General features: G+C 65.9%; 20 protein-coding genes. 9 read left to right on the top strand and 11 right to left on the bottom strand.

Annotated elements, in window-relative coordinates; translation table 11 throughout:
- Window positions 1-306: 306 nt before the first annotated feature.
- Both DMB37_RS34690 and DMB37_RS34685 read right to left on the bottom strand, forming a co-directional pair.
- Window positions 307-1110 (bottom strand): MBL fold metallo-hydrolase, encoded by an 804-nt coding sequence (locus DMB37_RS34690; protein WP_135236295.1) that lies wholly within the window; start codon window positions 1108-1110, stop codon window positions 307-309.
- The gene (locus tag DMB37_RS34685; protein WP_135236294.1) at window positions 1107-1676 is read right to left on the bottom strand and encodes an ester cyclase; all 570 of its coding nucleotides are present in this window, start codon (window positions 1674-1676) and stop codon (window positions 1107-1109) included. Before DMB37_RS34685 ends, DMB37_RS34690 begins: the two co-directional genes overlap by 4 nt.
- Window positions 1677-1805: 129 nt before the next feature.
- Between DMB37_RS34685 and DMB37_RS34680 the strand changes: the two genes are divergently transcribed.
- Window positions 1806-2501 carry a TetR/AcrR family transcriptional regulator C-terminal domain-containing protein gene (locus DMB37_RS34680; RefSeq protein WP_135236293.1) on the top strand — a complete coding sequence of 232 codons (696 nt, stop codon included), beginning with the start codon at window positions 1806-1808 and terminating at the stop codon, window positions 2499-2501.
- Window positions 2502-2543: 42 nt separating this feature from the next.
- Entirely contained in the window at window positions 2544-3065 is a 522-nt protein-coding gene (locus DMB37_RS34675) for an HIT family protein (protein WP_206055074.1), read from the top strand.
- Here DMB37_RS34675 and DMB37_RS34670 read toward each other — a convergent pair.
- Window positions 3026-3463 carry a hypothetical protein gene (locus DMB37_RS34670; RefSeq protein WP_135236292.1) on the bottom strand — a complete coding sequence of 146 codons (438 nt, stop codon included), beginning with the start codon at window positions 3461-3463 and terminating at the stop codon, window positions 3026-3028. The genes DMB37_RS34675 and DMB37_RS34670 overlap by 40 nt on opposite strands.
- A gap of 287 nt (window positions 3464-3750) precedes the next feature.
- A complete protein-coding gene (locus DMB37_RS34665; RefSeq protein ID WP_167769023.1) occupies window positions 3751-4638 on the bottom strand; it encodes an NAD(P)-dependent oxidoreductase in 888 nt (295 codons plus the stop codon).
- Between the two features lie 228 nt (window positions 4639-4866).
- Here DMB37_RS34665 and DMB37_RS34660 point away from each other — a divergent pair, with 228 nt between their 5' ends.
- On the top strand, window positions 4867-5709 hold the full coding sequence (locus DMB37_RS34660) for a GNAT family N-acetyltransferase (protein WP_135236290.1): 843 nt from the start codon (window positions 4867-4869) through the stop codon (window positions 5707-5709).
- 195 nt (window positions 5710-5904) lie between these two features.
- Window positions 5905-6981, top strand: a complete 1077-nt coding sequence (locus DMB37_RS34655) for an acyl-CoA desaturase (RefSeq protein ID WP_135236289.1) — start codon at window positions 5905-5907, stop codon at window positions 6979-6981.
- Between the two features lie 50 nt (window positions 6982-7031).
- On the opposite strand, the gene DMB37_RS34650 is transcribed toward DMB37_RS34655, so the two are convergent.
- From DMB37_RS34650 to DMB37_RS34635, 4 genes are all read right to left on the bottom strand, one after another.
- On the bottom strand, window positions 7032-7436 hold the full coding sequence (locus DMB37_RS34650) for an arsenate reductase ArsC (protein ID WP_135236288.1): 405 nt from the start codon (window positions 7434-7436) through the stop codon (window positions 7032-7034).
- Window positions 7433-8539 (bottom strand): ACR3 family arsenite efflux transporter, encoded by a 1107-nt coding sequence (gene arsB, locus DMB37_RS34645; RefSeq protein ID WP_135236287.1) that lies wholly within the window; start codon window positions 8537-8539, stop codon window positions 7433-7435. Before arsB ends, DMB37_RS34650 begins: the two co-directional genes overlap by 4 nt.
- On the bottom strand, window positions 8536-8910 hold the full coding sequence (locus DMB37_RS34640; protein WP_135236286.1) for a metalloregulator ArsR/SmtB family transcription factor: 375 nt from the start codon (window positions 8908-8910) through the stop codon (window positions 8536-8538). Before DMB37_RS34640 ends, arsB begins: the two co-directional genes overlap by 4 nt.
- 85 nt (window positions 8911-8995) lie before the next feature.
- Window positions 8996-9514, bottom strand: coding sequence for an ArsI/CadI family heavy metal resistance metalloenzyme (locus DMB37_RS34635; RefSeq protein ID WP_135236285.1), 519 nt, complete (start codon window positions 9512-9514; stop codon window positions 8996-8998).
- 102 nt (window positions 9515-9616) lie between these two features.
- Between DMB37_RS34635 and DMB37_RS34630 the strand changes: the two genes are divergently transcribed.
- On the top strand, window positions 9617-9976 hold the full coding sequence (locus DMB37_RS34630) for an Rv2640c family ArsR-like transcriptional regulator (RefSeq protein WP_135236284.1): 360 nt from the start codon (window positions 9617-9619) through the stop codon (window positions 9974-9976).
- Here the strand turns inward: DMB37_RS34630 and DMB37_RS34625 are convergent.
- Entirely contained in the window at window positions 9973-10380 is a 408-nt protein-coding gene (locus tag DMB37_RS34625; protein ID WP_135236283.1) for a VOC family protein, read from the bottom strand. The two genes, DMB37_RS34630 and DMB37_RS34625, sit on opposite strands and share 4 nt — an antisense overlap.
- A gap of 162 nt (window positions 10381-10542) precedes the next feature.
- Between DMB37_RS34625 and DMB37_RS34620 the strand changes: the two genes are divergently transcribed.
- The 4 genes from DMB37_RS34620 to DMB37_RS34605 all read left to right on the top strand — a co-directional run bounded on the left by DMB37_RS34620 (window position 10543) and on the right by DMB37_RS34605 (window position 14706).
- Window positions 10543-10932, top strand: coding sequence for a VOC family protein (locus DMB37_RS34620; protein WP_135236282.1), 390 nt, complete (start codon window positions 10543-10545; stop codon window positions 10930-10932).
- A gap of 20 nt (window positions 10933-10952) precedes the next feature.
- The gene (locus DMB37_RS34615; RefSeq protein ID WP_135236281.1) at window positions 10953-11804 is read left to right on the top strand and encodes a sigma-70 family RNA polymerase sigma factor; all 852 of its coding nucleotides are present in this window, start codon (window positions 10953-10955) and stop codon (window positions 11802-11804) included.
- 178 nt (window positions 11805-11982) lie between these two features.
- Window positions 11983-12468, top strand: coding sequence for a fluoride efflux transporter CrcB (gene crcB, locus DMB37_RS34610; RefSeq protein WP_135236280.1), 486 nt, complete (start codon window positions 11983-11985; stop codon window positions 12466-12468).
- Window positions 12469-12651: 183 nt separating this feature from the next.
- The gene (locus DMB37_RS34605; RefSeq protein WP_240771786.1) at window positions 12652-14706 is read left to right on the top strand and encodes a phosphocholine-specific phospholipase C; all 2055 of its coding nucleotides are present in this window, start codon (window positions 12652-12654) and stop codon (window positions 14704-14706) included.
- A 4-nt stretch (window positions 14707-14710) separates the two neighbouring features.
- Here the strand turns inward: DMB37_RS34605 and DMB37_RS34600 are convergent, their stop codons facing one another.
- The gene (locus DMB37_RS34600) at window positions 14711-14905 is read right to left on the bottom strand and encodes a hypothetical protein (RefSeq protein WP_135236279.1); all 195 of its coding nucleotides are present in this window, start codon (window positions 14903-14905) and stop codon (window positions 14711-14713) included.
- A gap of 174 nt (window positions 14906-15079) precedes the next feature.
- Window positions 15080-15283 carry a cold-shock protein gene (locus DMB37_RS34595; RefSeq protein ID WP_107655522.1) on the bottom strand — a complete coding sequence of 68 codons (204 nt, stop codon included), beginning with the start codon at window positions 15281-15283 and terminating at the stop codon, window positions 15080-15082.
- Window positions 15284-15369: the final 86 nt, after the last annotated feature.

The following is a 15369-nucleotide window of genomic DNA, read 5'->3' as shown; positions in this document are numbered from 1 at the left end:
AGCCTGCGCCGATGCCATCGAGGATCGCCGTGTTCTCGTATCCGTTCCGAAATCCGGAAGCCGCAATAGCTGTGCTGTTCACTCGACCACTGTCGCCAGCCCGGCTGACACTGACCTGACGCCGGACTGACATACCGTCTGACACGGCACAATGCCTGGTAACCAGATAAGAACCGCGGGACTGCGGACCGAGCGCGCGCCTGCCCATCGACCGCAGTTACACCTTAGGTCCGACTGGCACGAAATACCCCACCCCACCGGCCTCCGGAGCAGCCAGCAGCTCTGCCTGGAATCGACGTGTCGCGGCTAGCGAATGGGGTTGGCCTGACGGGCGTGGTCGAATAGGTAGGGGTCGTGTGCGTTGACGAGCATCAAGTCCGGTTCGGCGGCTGCCCAGAGTTGGCTCAGGCGTTGGTGATTGGAGCGGACTCTGGGCCAATCGAACGCCATCATTCGCTCCATCGCGGTCATGAGTTTGGGTGCGGAGTTGGTGCCGTCGAGTTGGCCGCGATGGTAGAAGGCGTCCCCTACGTGCAGCACCCAGCGATCGCCGGCGTCGACGGCGATCGCGGCGTGGCCTCGGCTGTGGCCGGGGAGGCTGATCAGCACGATGCCGTCGGCTATGTCGGTGAGTTCCTTGGCGGCGGCGAATCCGCGCCACGGTTCGCTTGCTGCGGGGTCGTGTTCGACGAGCCGGGGTCCATGGATGCGGTGTGGGGCGAGATAGCGCTGTCTTTCGATCAGTGTCCGGGGGTGCTGGGATGCGAGTGCCTCGGCTCGTGTCAGATGCACTTGTGCCCAGGGGAAATCAGCCAACCCGCCGACGTGGTCTGCGTCGAAGTGGGTGAGCACGATGTGGCGAACGTCGTGCGGGTCGAATCCCATGCGCTGGATCTGGTTGATGGCGGCCTCATTCGGGTCGAATATCGGCCGGACGAAGAAGCGGCCGGGACCGAAGCGCCGGCCAGGGGCTTGGGCGTCGTGCACGCCGAGGCCCGAATCCACCAGGACGAGACCGTGTTCGGTTTCGACGAGCAGGACGTGGCAGACGAGTCCGTCGGGAGTGGCGATGGGTCGCATGGTGCCACAGTTGAGGTGATGGACTTTCATCGCGATCCGTCCGAAAGGTCGGCGCGTGCTGTGTTGACCAGCAACGGGTTCGGGTTGCTCGACATCGCGAGTAGTCCACGCAGTGCACGCAGGACCAGCGGCCACTTCCGAGGGTCGCGCAGGTTCACTCCGCCGATGAGTTGTTTGAGCATCGACAGCGCGTCGAAGTAGATGCGCTCGACGATCAGGTTCTCGTTCTCGTCGAAGACGAAGTACGCCGTCATCCTGGTGCGATGCCCGGCCCCGGTGGGCGGGATGCCGCCTAGCGGCCCTAAATGTGTTCCGAGTAGCCAGAATTCGACTATCACGGCATCGGCGCTGTGCCGTAGCGCGATGATCTCGTGGTCCTGGTCGGGGAAGGCGACGCGGGTGTCATGGTAGTAGCCGCGCACCTCCGCGTCGCCGTCGTGCACGGTGAGCGTGGGAATGATTTCGTAGTGCGGGTGCGGGAAGGTGGCCAGCACGTCGTCCCACTGCTGGCGCACCTCGTCGTGGAAGTGGTCGAGGACGAGCTTTTCGCGGGCGCGCAGCACCTCGCGAGACGGGATGGCGAAACGGTCGGTCATGGCGAGCTCCTGAGCGATCAATGATGCGCGAGGTGGCTGCGATGCCCGCCCCGACGCTCTATTCCCACGCCGTGGGAATGTCAGGTAGATTAAACCCACAGCGTGGAAATAATCAAGAGGTGATGAGCAATGACCGGTGTGGTCCCGACCCGCGCAGATCCGCCGCGCCGAGGGCGGCCGCCGAAAGCGCAGGCACAGTTGTCGCGCGCCGCAATCCGGGATGCGGCGCTCGAGGTGATCGACAACGACGGCATCGGTGCGTTGGCAATGCGCTCGGTCAGTCGCGTTCTCGGCGTGGACGCCAAAAGCCTCTACCACCATGTCGCGGGCAAGGACGATCTGCTCGACGCCGTCGCCGAGCACGTACTGGCGCAACTCCGGATCCCCGCGCCGACAGGCTCGATCGAAACGGACCTGCGGGCACTGGCTCACGAATTCCGCCGCGTCACCCTCGCCCACCCCGAGGCCGCGACCCTCGTCCTGACCCGCCAACTCTCGTCGTCGGCCGGACTGGCGCCGATCGAAACGCTGCTCACGGTATTACGCAGCGCCGGAAGCACTCCCGAGGAAGCCGTCCACCTGCTGCGCACGCTACTGGCCACCTTGATCGGCACCTTGCTGCGCGAGGTGTCCGCCGGACCACTCTTCGGCACCACCGACCCCGACGAAATCGCCCAGCGCCAGCACACCCTCGAAAATTCCGGCCTGCCCCAGGTCGCCTCCGCCGCACCACATCTGGCGCGATACGACCGCGATCGAGAATTCGACTACACACTCGATCTCATCATCGACCTCGTCAACGCCCGGCTCGGTCCGCGGAAGTAGTCGCGACAGAACGGAAGCAAGGCTTGCGGGTACTGTCACGGAGTGGGGAACGAATGCCTGATTTGCGACAAGCACCGGGGCGTCGGCCGATTGGTCGGCCCGGTGATCTATGCGAATGATCTAGTGGTGGTAACCCATCGCCCGCTCTCGGAAGGCTCGCCGATGCCGGGCTACCTTTTCGTTGAAACGACCCGCCACGCAGCCACTTTGGCCGATCTGCACGACGCGGAAGCAGCCGCCGTCGGATGGGCGGTCCGCCAGTCCGCCGCCGCCCTGCGAACCGAGCTGGCTCCCGATTTCGTGTTCTCCGCCATCACAGGACGCAGTGTCGCGCACTTCCATCAGCATGTGTTCGTTCGGCCGCAGGGCACCCCCGATGCGGTGGGCTGGTTCGACAGCGACTCCTGGGCCGAGGGACCGCGCATCGACGAGCCGGCGCTGGCTGAGTTATGCGTGCGCCTAGCCACCCACTTCCAGCAAGACAGCGAGCCGAATCAGCAAGGAATCGACCATGTGACAACGGATCAAACAGGGATGTGCTCGCAGCCCTCGCGGGTGCAGTAGAGGCTGCCGACCGGGTTTTCCTGCCCTGCTGCGAACAGCGAGACATCGACACGATGCACGCCACCCTCGGTTTTGACGAAGAAGCGGTATGCGATGGGTTCGGTGCGGCCGGGTTGCGCGGTGGTGCAGTCGCCGCCGGCGCCGAGTTCGCCCGCGCTGCCCGCGTAGCAGATCTTGCCGACGTTGCCGGCCGCCTTGAACCAGCCCGAGGCGTAGGCGGAATAGCCTGAGCCCCAGTAGATGTCGCCTTCGGCGTGCGCACCGGCATGGGACAGCTCCCAGTGCGTTACCCGGTTCGCCGCCGAAGGCTCCGCCTGCGGTTCGGCAGTTGCTGTAAGGCAGACAGAAACCACCGACATCGTGGCCGCCGCGGCTAGGACTACCGACAACTTGCGCATGCTGAGTCCCTCGTTCCATCGAACCTGAAACGTCGGGGTCCGAGCTCTCGAATAGCCTGTCCCCCACCATCACTGATGCCACAACAATATTGCCGACCGCCGATCGTGCATCCCCGGTTACCAAGTGGGGAACAGCACGGTGCGTGCCATCCGGAGGTGACTGCCTGCGTGCCCGTCGACTGCGGCAGACTGTCCGCCAGGGTTGCAGCGCCGCGGCGCCGGAACAGCCGCCGGCCACGATGGAGGCGGCGCCAGCGCTCCATTCGTGCCCGGGACCGCCCGCGCGACTATCGACGACTGAAGCGTTCCACCAGCCGAGCGTAGCTATCGTGCCCGTGACCTGCCTCGAGCGCCTCGGCGACGAGGTTTCTGGTGTAGGTCGGCAGGTCGAGGTCGATTCCGCGCGTACGGCTTTCGGCGATCAAGTCCTCGAGGGAGGGCAGGTGATGCTGGAGTGCGCCGTAAGGTGTGGCGAACTCCGCGCGGTCGATTTCGGTGGCGAGCATCGGGAACAGGGATGGCAGCGCCGACAGGGACGGCTCCGCCAACTGGCTGAAGTCGCCGATCCGGAGACCTGCGTTGCCGAGAAGCGCTGCGGCGTGGAGGAATCCGTTCAGCAGTCCCCACATGATGTCGTGGACCGCCATACCGTACAGCACGGCAACACCAGGGTCGCCGGACACATGGGTGGCGCGCCCGCCGAGCACCTGGAGCAACGCTTCGTATCGGTCGAACACCGGACGAGGACCGCCGTAGAACACCACCGCATCCGGTGAGCCGACGGCCGGCGCGATGGTCATGATCTGACCGTGCAGGTAATCCGCGCCGAGCTCGGTCACCAATTGCCCAGTGGTCCTGGCCTCTTCGGACGTACCGTCGGTCAGATCCACCACGGTCCGTCCCGCCGCTGCCGACCCTGCCCCACGCAGCAGCTCCGCCGCCACCGTGCCACCCTTGACATTGACGATCACTACCTCGGCCGCGGCAACGGCCGCGTCGGGCGTCGCGGCCCACCGCGCCCCCTCGGCCACCAGCGGATCAGCTTTGCTTTCCGACCGGTTCCACACGGTGACCGGATGATCGGCCGCCATCACGGCAGCAGCCAGCGCCGACCCCATCTCACCCAAACCTAGAACCGCGACCGACACTGCTTCTGCATTCTCATGTTCACTCACGAACCGGACACTAGAAGCTGAACCTATGTTCAGGTCAAGGCCGGAAATCGTCCACCTCATCGACCGATCGGCCCCGCACCAGAGGCGTTGGCGGCCAACCGATCACGAATGTCCACCACTCGGGCGGCCCGGATGACAACGATCCTCGACGCGGTACCGCTTGCTGCCGTGGACAGCTCGCAAACAATAAGGATGCGCCCAGAGCCTCGGTTCGACAGCATAGGTGGCATGGGCTGGAACTTCACCGACGATGTCGAGCAGTATCTAGGGGCGGCCGGCGAGTTTCTGCGGTCCCGGCCCGCCGAACACAATGTCGCGTTGACCGTGAGCGCGACCGTTGCCGCCGGCAGCGTGCCGGGGCATCCGAACCCGCCACTGTTCGGCTGGTTGTCGCGCGAGGGTCAGGTAGGCGGAGCGATCGTGCATACCCGCCCGTCCGCACTGGGCCTGTTCGGACTTACCGCCGACGATGCGGCCGAGTTGGTCGCGGCGCTGAAGGACGCCGGCCGGGAAGTTGACGGTGTCGTCGGCCCGATCGGTGTCGTGCAGGCCTTCGCCGAGGCCACCCAACGCGGGTCCGAGGTCGTTGAACAGCAACTTCTCTACCGATTGCGGGAGCTGGTGGCGCCGCGCCCGACGGCCGGGCAAGCCCGGCTCGCCCAGGAGTCCGACCGCGCGGTGCTGGAGGATTTCACCAAGGTGTTCGCGGACGAAGACACCTCGGCGCCGTTCGATGAGGTCGGTGAGCGGCTGTCCTACAACGGCATCTGGTTGTGGGAGGTCGACGGACAGCCGGTGTCGGTCGCATCCCTCTCGCGCAGCGTTGCCGGGATCGTGCGGGTCGGCCTGGTGGCCACCCCACCGGAGCATCGCGGGCATGGCTACGCGGCGGCGGTGACGCACCACGTGTCGCAGGTCGCGGTGGACACCGGAAACCGCGAGATTCTCCTGTTTACCGACAAGTCGAATCCCACGAGCAACGGCATCTACCAGCGGTTGGGTTACGAGGTCGTCGAAGAGCAGATCCAAATGCGGCTCGGCGCAACGTATCAGGACATTGTCGGCCGATAAGCGGTGAACCTCCTCGGTCTGCGGTGGACATGAGATCTCACCCCACAGTCCGATCTCATGTCATACCAGGGGATTACGAGTAACGAGGCGCGAGCGGATAGTTTCGGGGTATCGAAAGCGGCGCTCTGCCATCGATCGGCCAGCAGGGTCGGCGAAAAAGGGGTGGCGTCGCCGAATCACCTCTCAGGAAGATCTATGACGACACCTGCCTTGGCCCCCGAGTCATCGTCCCGGTCAGCACACCGCGGCGACTACGCCCGTCTGTTGCGTCGGATCTCCGAAGCGGGGCTGATGGATCGGCGGCCTGCCTACTACGCCGTTCGGCTCAGTCTTGTCGGAGTCGCATTCGTAGCCGGCTGGGTGGCGTTCGTCCAGATCGGCGATTCGTGGTGGACGCTGCTGGTGGCGGCGTTCATGGCGGTGGCGTTCGCGCAGATCGCGCTGGTCATGCATGATGTCGCGCACCGCCAGGTCTTTCGGCTACGGAAGCCGACGGAGCTGGTGGGACGACTCGTCGGCAACGCGGGCATCGGTCTGGGTTACGGCTGGTGGCAGGACAAGCACACGCGCCATCACGCCAACCCGAACCACGAAGAGCTCGACCCCGATGTCGCGCCGGACATTCTGGTCTGGTCACAGCAGCAGGCGAGGTCCAGCCGCGGTCTGCCGCGTCTCATCGGAAGGGCGCAGGCGTACTTGTTCTTTCCGCTCCTGTTGCTGGAGGGCTTGAACCTTCATGTGGCCGGTGTGCGTGCGCTCAAAGATCGTTCGGTCAAACACCGCGGCTGGGAGGGCGCACTGCTGTTCGGCCACTTCGCCGTCTACCTGGCCGCACTGTTCGCGGTACTGCCCGCCGACAAAGCCTTGGCCTTCTTCGCTGTGCACCAAGGACTTTTCGGCCTGTACATGGGCTGCATCTTCGCCCCGAACCACAAGGGCATGCCGACCCTGACCGGCGACGACCGCCCCGACTACCTCCGCCGCCAGGTGCTGACCTCCCGCAACGTGCGGGGTGGCGCGCTGACCGACTTCGCCCTCGGCGGGCTCAACTATCAGATCGAGCACCATCTGTTCCCGAGCATGCCGACCCCGAACCTGCGGCACGCCCGGTTGATCGTCCTCGACTACTGCAATGAAATCGGCGTGCCCTACCACGAAACGGGTCTGATCGCCTCGTACCGCGAGGCGCTGCGACACATGCACCACGTCGGCGCACCCTTGCGCTCGCCCGATCGGCACTCGGATGCCGAAGTGCCACAACACGATCGCTGAAGCACCGGCTGGGCAGCACGAAAACCGGGTTCCGCAGCGGATGTCGGCCATCACCGAGCAGGCACGAGCTCCTCGATGAGTTTCTCCACCCGCCAGCGGATTTCGTCGCGGATGGGCCGGACGGCGTCGATGCCTTTGCCCGCAGGATCGTCGAGTTTCCAGTCGCGGTAGTCGACGCCAGGAAAATACGGGCAGGCGTCGCCGCAGCCCATGGTGATGACCACGGTGGACGCTTCGACGGTGTCCGGGTCGAGGATTTTCGGTGCTTGGCCGGTGATATCGATGCCGACCTCGCGCATGGCCTCGACCGCGGCGGGATTGAGGGTGTTGCCGGGAGCGGACCCGGCGGACCGGACCTCGATCGCGTCGCCGGCGAGGTGGGACAGAAAGCCTTGCGCCATCTGGGAACGTCCGGCGTTGTGCACGCACACGAACAGCACACTGGGCACGGTCATGATCGGGTCACCTGTTCGGTCTCGGTAGGTAGGTCCGGGGATACATTGGGCCGGAAGCGCTTTCGCAGCGCGAGGGAGACATAGACCAGTCCGACGAGGACGGGCACCTCGATGAGCGGGCCGACAACCCCGGCCAGTGCTTGTCCTGAGGACGCGCCGTAAGTGGCGATGGCGACGGCGATGGCCAGTTCGAAGTTGTTGCCCGCCGCGGTGAATGCGAGCGTGGTGGTGCGTGCGTAGCCCAGGCCCATCAGCGCGCCGAGGGCGTAGCCGCCGCCCCACATGAGCGCGAAGTACGCCAGCAGCGGGACAGCGATGCGTACGACATCGAGGGGCTGGGAGGTGATCTGCTTACCCTGCAGAGCGAACAGGATCACGATGGTGAACAGCAGCCCGTAGAGCGCCCACGGCCCGATCGTTGGCAGCAGGCTCGATTCGTACCAGGCGCGCCCTTTGGCCCGCTCGCCGAAGCGCCGGGTCAGGTATCCGGCCAGCAGCGGAATGCCGAGGAAGATCAGCACCGATTTGGCGATCTGCCACGGCGAAGTGTCGATGTGGGTTTGCTCGAGACCGAGCCAGCCCGGCAGCACCGACAGATAGAACCAGCCGAGCACCGCGAACATCACCACCTGGAACAGCGAGTTCACCGCGACCAGCACAGCGGCGGCTTCGCGGTCACCGCAGGCCAGGTCGTTCCAGATGATCACCATCGCGATGCAGCGAGCCAGCCCGACAATGATCAGCCCGGTGCGATATTCCGGCAGATCCGGCAGCAGCAGCCAGGCCAGGGCGAACATCAGCGCGGGCCCGACGACCCAGTTCAAGATCAGCGATCCCCCCAGCATCCGCCGGTCACCGGTGACACTGTCGAGGCGGTCGTAGCGCACCTTGGCCAGCACCGGATACATCATCACCAGCAACCCGAGGGCGATCGGCAGCGAGATCCCGTCGATCTCGACCGCGGACAGCGCGTCACCGAGCCCTGGGATCAGCCGGCCCAGCAACAGTCCGGCCACCATCGCCGCACCGATCCAGACCGGCAGGAACCGGTCCAGCGTGGACAGCTTGCCGACGACGGGCGGATGGTCGGGCGTGGCGCTCACGCGGATACCACCAGACCGGCCTCGGTCGCCAGCACATCCGAAAGCCGTTGCAGTGCTTCGGGAACCGCCCGGTAGTACACCCACGACGCACGGCGTTCGCTGGTCAGCAGTCCCGCCTCGCGCAGCACCTTCAGGTGATGGGAGATCGTCGGCTGGGTCACGTCGATACCCTCGGAGACCTCACACACGCAGGCCTCACCGCCGGCCCGCGCCGCGACCGCGGACAACACCCGCAACCGCACCGGATCGGCCAGCGCCTTGAACTGCGCGGCCAGCTCGACGGCGGCCGCAGCGGTCAATGGCTGACGAGCGAGCGGCGTGGCCGCGCATCCGGGCGCGGCCAACGGCAGCGCGGGTCCCTGATTCGACATGCATCGATATTGACGGATATCGAATCAGGAACGCAAGCGAACTTCCGGTGAACTCCCCCACTCCGGCGTGAGCGCTGGATGCCGGTCAGCCGCAGCAGCCCGCACCCGACGCGACGGCCTTGCCCTTGGCCTCGGTACCGCAGCACGCCCCCTCGGCAGCGGCCTCCTCGGCCGTGCCGCAGCACACCGCCGTCGCCGCGGCGTCCGTGGTCGCGAGTTCGGGTGCGGTGCCGAAGGTTTCGCTATTGGACAGCACCGTGTACACCTCCCACCGCTCGGCATCCGGGGCGGTGACCCACACCTTGTCCTGGGTGGCGAAACAACATGTCGTGGCGATCTGCTCCTCGGTGAACAGCCCGGCCTGCGACAGTCGCGCGATCTCACCGTGCACGCGCTCGGAGGATTCGACCTCTACCCCGAGGTGGTTGAGGCTGCCGCCCGAACCCGGGTTCTCGATGAGCACCAGCTTCAGCGGCGGCTCGGCGACGGCGAAGTTCGCATACCCCGGCTTGCGCTTGGCCGGCGCGGTATTGAACAGGGTGGAGTAGAAGGCGATTGCCTGGTCGAGGTCGTCGACGTTGAGTGCGAGCTGAATACGGGACATGGCAGCAACCTCCAGGTTGTGAGACATATATCGAAGAAGTGGTACGGCCGAGTCTGCACCACCTTTTCGACATATGTCAATAAGCTCGGTAGAGTTGTCGCCATGCCCAAGGCACTGCCCGTCATCGACATGTCCGCCCCGGTGTGCTGCGCCCCCGTCGCCGCCGGACCGGTAGACGACGACGCGGCCCTGCAGGTCGCGCTCCGACTGAAGGCCATCGCCGACCCGGTTCGCGTGAAGCTCATGTCACTGCTGCTCACCTCCCCGCACGGCGAGGAGAACACCGGCGACCTCGCCGGCACCGCCGGGCTAGCCGAGTCCACCATCAGCCACCATCTCACCCAGCTGCGCAACGCCGGACTGATCGCCTCCGAGCGCCGCGGCATGAACACCTACCACCGCGCGCGCCGAGACGCCCTGTCCGCGTTATGCCTGGTGCTCGATCCGAACTGCTGCCCCTAACCGCGCGAGGAGATCTGCTGCACGCCCCAGCTGTTGCCGTCCGGGTCCTCGAAGAAGACGAAGCCGACATTGTCGAGGGGATCCGGTGTGGGCGAAGGGTTTTCGCCGAGCACCTGGATATCGCTCACCGCGACACCGCGCGCAACGAGCTCCCGGTGCGCCTGCTCGATGTCGGGCACAACCAGCTGAAGACCCTTCACCGAGCCCGGTTCCATCCTCGGAACCGCACCTTCGCCGATGACGATGGAGCAGCCGGAGCCCGGTGGCGTGAGCTGCACGATGCGCATGCCGTCGCCGACCTTCGTGTCGTGGTCGACGGCGAATCCCAGCCGCTCGCTGTAGAAGTCCTTCGCCCGATCGATATCCGATACGGGGACGATGACGACCTCGAGGGTCCAGTTCATGACGCTTCCTTCCGAAGGGGTACAGACCTCAGCGGTAGAGACGACCCGACGCCGCGAAATTCATCGTCCGGCCCGGTCCTGTTACCTTCTCCCGCCGCCACTCGTCATAGGTGTGTCGACCGCATACGCGCGGCAGGCGCACCGACGAAACCGGAGAACAAGATGCTGACCAACATTATGTACGTGACGATCAACGTCACCGATCAGGACCGCGCACTGGAGTTCTACACCGCGGGGCTCGGCCTGGAGAAGCGGATCGACTTCCCGGGACCCGAGGGACGCTTCCTCACCGTCGGGGTTCCCGATAGCCCGGTGCAGATCATTCTGTGGCGGCATGCGGCGGGCCTGGCGCAGCCGGGCAACGGGGGACAGCCCGCGCCCGGCACTGTCGTACTCGAATCCGAAGATCTGCGAAAGGATTTCGAGATCCTGCGCGAGCGCGGCGTCACCTTCACCCAGCCCGAACCCGAGGACTACCCGTTCGGGATCCGCGTCGAGGCGACGGACCCGGACGGTAACCGGATCTCGCTCCGTCAACCGCCGAAGTCGTGACCGCCCACCCCTCCGTACCGATGGCCGAAGCGTTCGAGGCCCAGCGCGACCGGCTGCGCGCCGTCGCGTACCGCGTGCTTGGCTCGCACGCCGACGCCGAGGACGTGGTGCAGGAAGCCTGGATGCGCCTCGTCCGCCAGGACGCGGCGACCATCGGCAACCTGGCGGGCTGGCTGACCACGGGGGTCGGCCGAATCAGCCTTGACCTCCTACGCTCCCGCCAGGCGCACCCCGAAACCCATTATGGGCAGGAGTTTTCGGACTTCGTGGTGACGCCCGACGACCGCCCGGCACCGGACGAGCAAGTGGCGCTGGCCGATTCGGTCGGCCTCGCCCTGCTCGTGGTGCTCGATTCGCTCACCCCGAGCGAGCGCCTCGCGTTCGTCCTGCACGACATGTTCGCGGTGCCGTTCCACGAAATCGGCCACATCCTCGGCAAATCCGCCGACGCCAGCAAGATGATCGCCAGCCGCGCCCGCCGCAAGGTCCAGTCCACGGACCGGCCGGCGGGCCCCGGCCGCGAACACGATGCGGTCGTCCAAGCCTTCCGTGCCGCCGCCCTCGGCGGCGACTTCGAAGCGCTGCTGCGCGTCCTGGACCCGGATGTGCGGCTGACCGTCGACACCGCCGACGGCGTGGTCGTCAGACTCGGCGCCACCGAGGTCGCGGCCGGTGCTCGCATGTTCTCCGGCGAGGTCGCTCGCTACCGACCGGTGCTGGTCAACGGTGTCCCCGGTCAGATGGCCTGGCGCCCCGACGGAACTCCGCTGTCCGTCATCGCCTGCACAGTCGTCGCAGCCCGAATCACCGCCATCCACATCGTCACCGACCCGGCCAAACTCGCCTCGATCCATCTGCCGGATCCGGCCTGAGTCGGTGTCGGCTCGGACACACCCGATGCTGTGCGGTAGCGGAGACCGCATAGCATGGGTGATGCGGCGGTGGGGCTCGCCGCTCCGGACACTGGATCCGGAACAACCGCGGCATCGCCGGCCAACAGTCCCTACCCCATCACTCCGCTTTCGGGCGGCTTTGGAGTAGGAGACAGCCGTGCGCATCGAACCGCCGCCGACCCTTTCGGTCGAATCCGATATCGAGCTGCGCGACATCGACCAACAGCGCGAGGATGGCGACAAGCACGGCGCGATACTCGCCGTGATCGCCATTGGCGGCGCGCTCGGCAGTGTGGCCCGGTACGGCCTGACCCTGGCCTGGCCCACGCCGCCCGGTGGGTTCCCGTGGGCTGTGTTCACCATCAATGTCGTGGGCTGTTTCCTGCTGGGCATACTGATGGTGGTGGTCACCGAAATCCGCCCGGCGCACCCGCTGGTCCGCCCGTTTCTCGGCGTCGGCGTGCTCGGTGGATTCACCACCTTCTCCACCTACACCAACGACATTCACGCGCTGCTCGACCTGCACACGGTCATCGTCGCCGTCGCCTACCTGGTCGCTACGCTGGTGGTGGCGCTGACCGCCACCGCTCTCGCGGTCACGCTCACCCGAGTGGCGGCACGCTTCGCCCGGGTTTCGCGATGAGCAACGCATCCGGTCGGCCCTCGAGGAGAATTCGGCCCGCACCGCTTGGCCCTCGCTCCTTCGGTTCCCCGCTACGGCATGTTTACTGCCCATTTGCTTCCGGCCGAAAATATCGCAGGTGGTTATAGCAACCGAACATTCTTTGCTCTGCACGTCGACACATGTCGGATCGAGAGGGATGCTGTGCCCGAGGTAGGTCCAGGTTTTCCAAGGCGGCGATTCATCGGCGGGGCGCTCGGTGCGGCAGCGTTGAGCGGCGGACTACAGGGCTTGCCGTCCGGCATGGCCGAGTCGTTCGCGGCGCCGAGCAGCAAAGGATCGCTGAACGACGTCGAGCATGTGGTGATCCTGATGCAGGAGAACCGTTCGTTCGACCACTATTTCGGCACGATGCGCGGGGTACGCGGACTGGGCGACGCAACCGCCGTGGTCAAGGCGGACGGCCGCAATGTCTACTTCCAGCCGGACCCCGGCCGCTCCGACGGCGGCTACCTGCTGCCTTTCCACGTGGACACCGCAGTCGTCGACGGCCAGGACCTCGGCGACCTGCCGCACGGCTGGGACGATCAGCACCGCGCGGTCCGCGACGGCTGGAGCGACGGCTGGACCGCGGCGAAGGGCGAGATGGCCATGGGCTATTTCACCGAGGCCGACATCCCGTTCCACCGCGCCCTGGCCGACGCGTTCACCGTCTGCGACCACTATTTCTGTTCCGTCCTCGGGCCGACCACACCCAACCGGCTCTATCAGTGGACCGGAACCATCGATCCCGCCGGACAGTACGGCGGGCCCGCGATCAGCAACCCGGCCAACTACAAGCCGGTCTATCGCTGGACCACGTATCCGGAACGCCTGTCGGACAAGGGAATCAGCTGGCAGGTCTACGCCAACGACGAGGTGGGTGACGACTCCGGCGGCCACCCCTTCGTCGGCGACTACGGCGACAACCCGCTGTGGCTGTTCAACGCCTACCACGATCCGAAGAACACCGAACTCGCCGCGCGCGCAAAGGTATTCGGCGAACAGAACTGGAAGCCCGATTCAGGGCAGGGCAAGAAGGTCGACCACGTCCTGGCGGACTTCATCGCCGACTGTTCCGGCGGACGCCTCCCCCAGGTCTCCTGGGTCGTCGCCCCCTACGGATACTCCGAACACCCGGCCGCCCGGCCCGCCGACGGCGCCGCCTACACCCAGGCCGTACTGAAAGCGTTGTGGGCCAACCAGAAACTCTGGAACTCCACCGCCCTGCTGATCAACTTCGACGAAAACGACGGCTTCTTCGATCACGTCCCCCCGCCGATGGCACCGCCGGGCACCCCGGGCGAATACGTCAACGGCCGGCCTATCGGCCTCGGGCCCCGCGTGCCGATGCTGGTGATCTCCCCGTGGAGCCGCGGCGGCTGGGTGAATTCGCAAGTGTACGACCACACTTCGGTGATCCGCTTCCTGGAGAAGTGGACCGGCGTCGACGAACCCAACATCTCCGCATGGCGCCGCTCCATCTGCGGCGATCTCACCGGCTGCTTCGATTTCGGCAAGGCCGACACCACCGTGCCGATGCTCCCCGACGCCAATGCCCTTCGGGCGCAAGCCGATGCGACCCAGAGCAAACTGCCCAAGCCCGCACCGCCCGCGCCAGGCAGCCAGCGACCGCCGGAACAGGAATCGGGCACGAGACATGCCCGGCCCCTACCTTATGCCGCCGTCGCGTACGGAACACTCACCGCCAGTGGCGCACTGACCACGACCTTCCGCAACACCGGGACGGCCGACATCCAATTGGCCGCGTATCGGGCCGATGGCCGCACCGACGGTCCGTGGCGCTATGACGTGAAAACGGGGGCCACGGTCACCGATACCTGGAGCGTCCAGAGCTACTCCGACAAGAAGTACGGCATCGCGATACACGGACCGAATCGTTTTCTGTGGCGGATGAACGGCACCTCGACGTCGCCGCTGGAGGTGACCGCCGCCTACTCCACCGACAACAAACTGCAACTGTCGATGACGAACAAGGGCACGGCACCGGCCGTGGTCACGGTCAAGGCGAACAGCTACCGCAACGACGGACCGTGGACCTTCAAGCTCGCGCCCGGAAAAACCACCACCGACACCTGGAACGCGCTCAAGTACGGCAACGGCTGGTACGACCTCTCGCTGACCGTGGACATCGATCCGGCCTACCAGCGCCACTTCCGCGGGCACATCGAGAGCGGGCAGCCGAGCGTCACCGGCTGAGCGGTCAGTGGCGATGCGCCGCGTCGTACCACTGATGTGGAATGGACCAGTCCCAGCACTCCGCCGACGGCCGATGCACGGGGTTCGCGCGCGCCCATTCGGTGTAGCAGCGGGCCGACCCACCGGCGCACGCGCCGCAAAGGACCAGGCCACGCAGCACATGGCGCCACAGCAGGCGGAGTGAGATGCGTCGCCGCATTGCGACCTCCTCGGCGGGAAGCGGTTCCGAGCAGAGGCAGTGCCTCAGGTCCGCCGACGATACCGCCGCGTCGGCCGGCGCGGACGAGAATCGCGGGACCGCTCCAGGAAACGCACGCAGACAACGCAAAAGCCCCGCACCCAAGGGGTGCGGGGCTCTGTCAAGCTGCGCCGATCAGATTGCGCGGACGTCCTGGGCCTGCGGCCCCTTCTGTCCCTGTCCGACCTCGAACTCCACGCGCTGTCCTTCTTCAAGGGACTTGAATCCCGAGCCGGACACGGCGGAGTAATGGACGAACACGTCAGCGCCGCCACCGTCTTGTGCGATAAAGCCGAAGCCCTTTTCGCTGTTGAACCACTTCACACTGCCTTGAGCCATTGTGTTACTTCATCTTTTCTGTAGATGAGCCAAACGAATCAGGTCGATAAGCTTGATCTCACTGGACTACCATGTCACGGATCGGC

It is taken from the genome of Nocardia sp. CS682, assembly GCF_004634405.1.
GTDB classification, from domain to species: Bacteria; Actinomycetota; Actinomycetes; order Mycobacteriales; family Mycobacteriaceae; genus Nocardia; species Nocardia ninae.
This window is presented reverse-complemented; position numbering and strand designations above follow the sequence as displayed.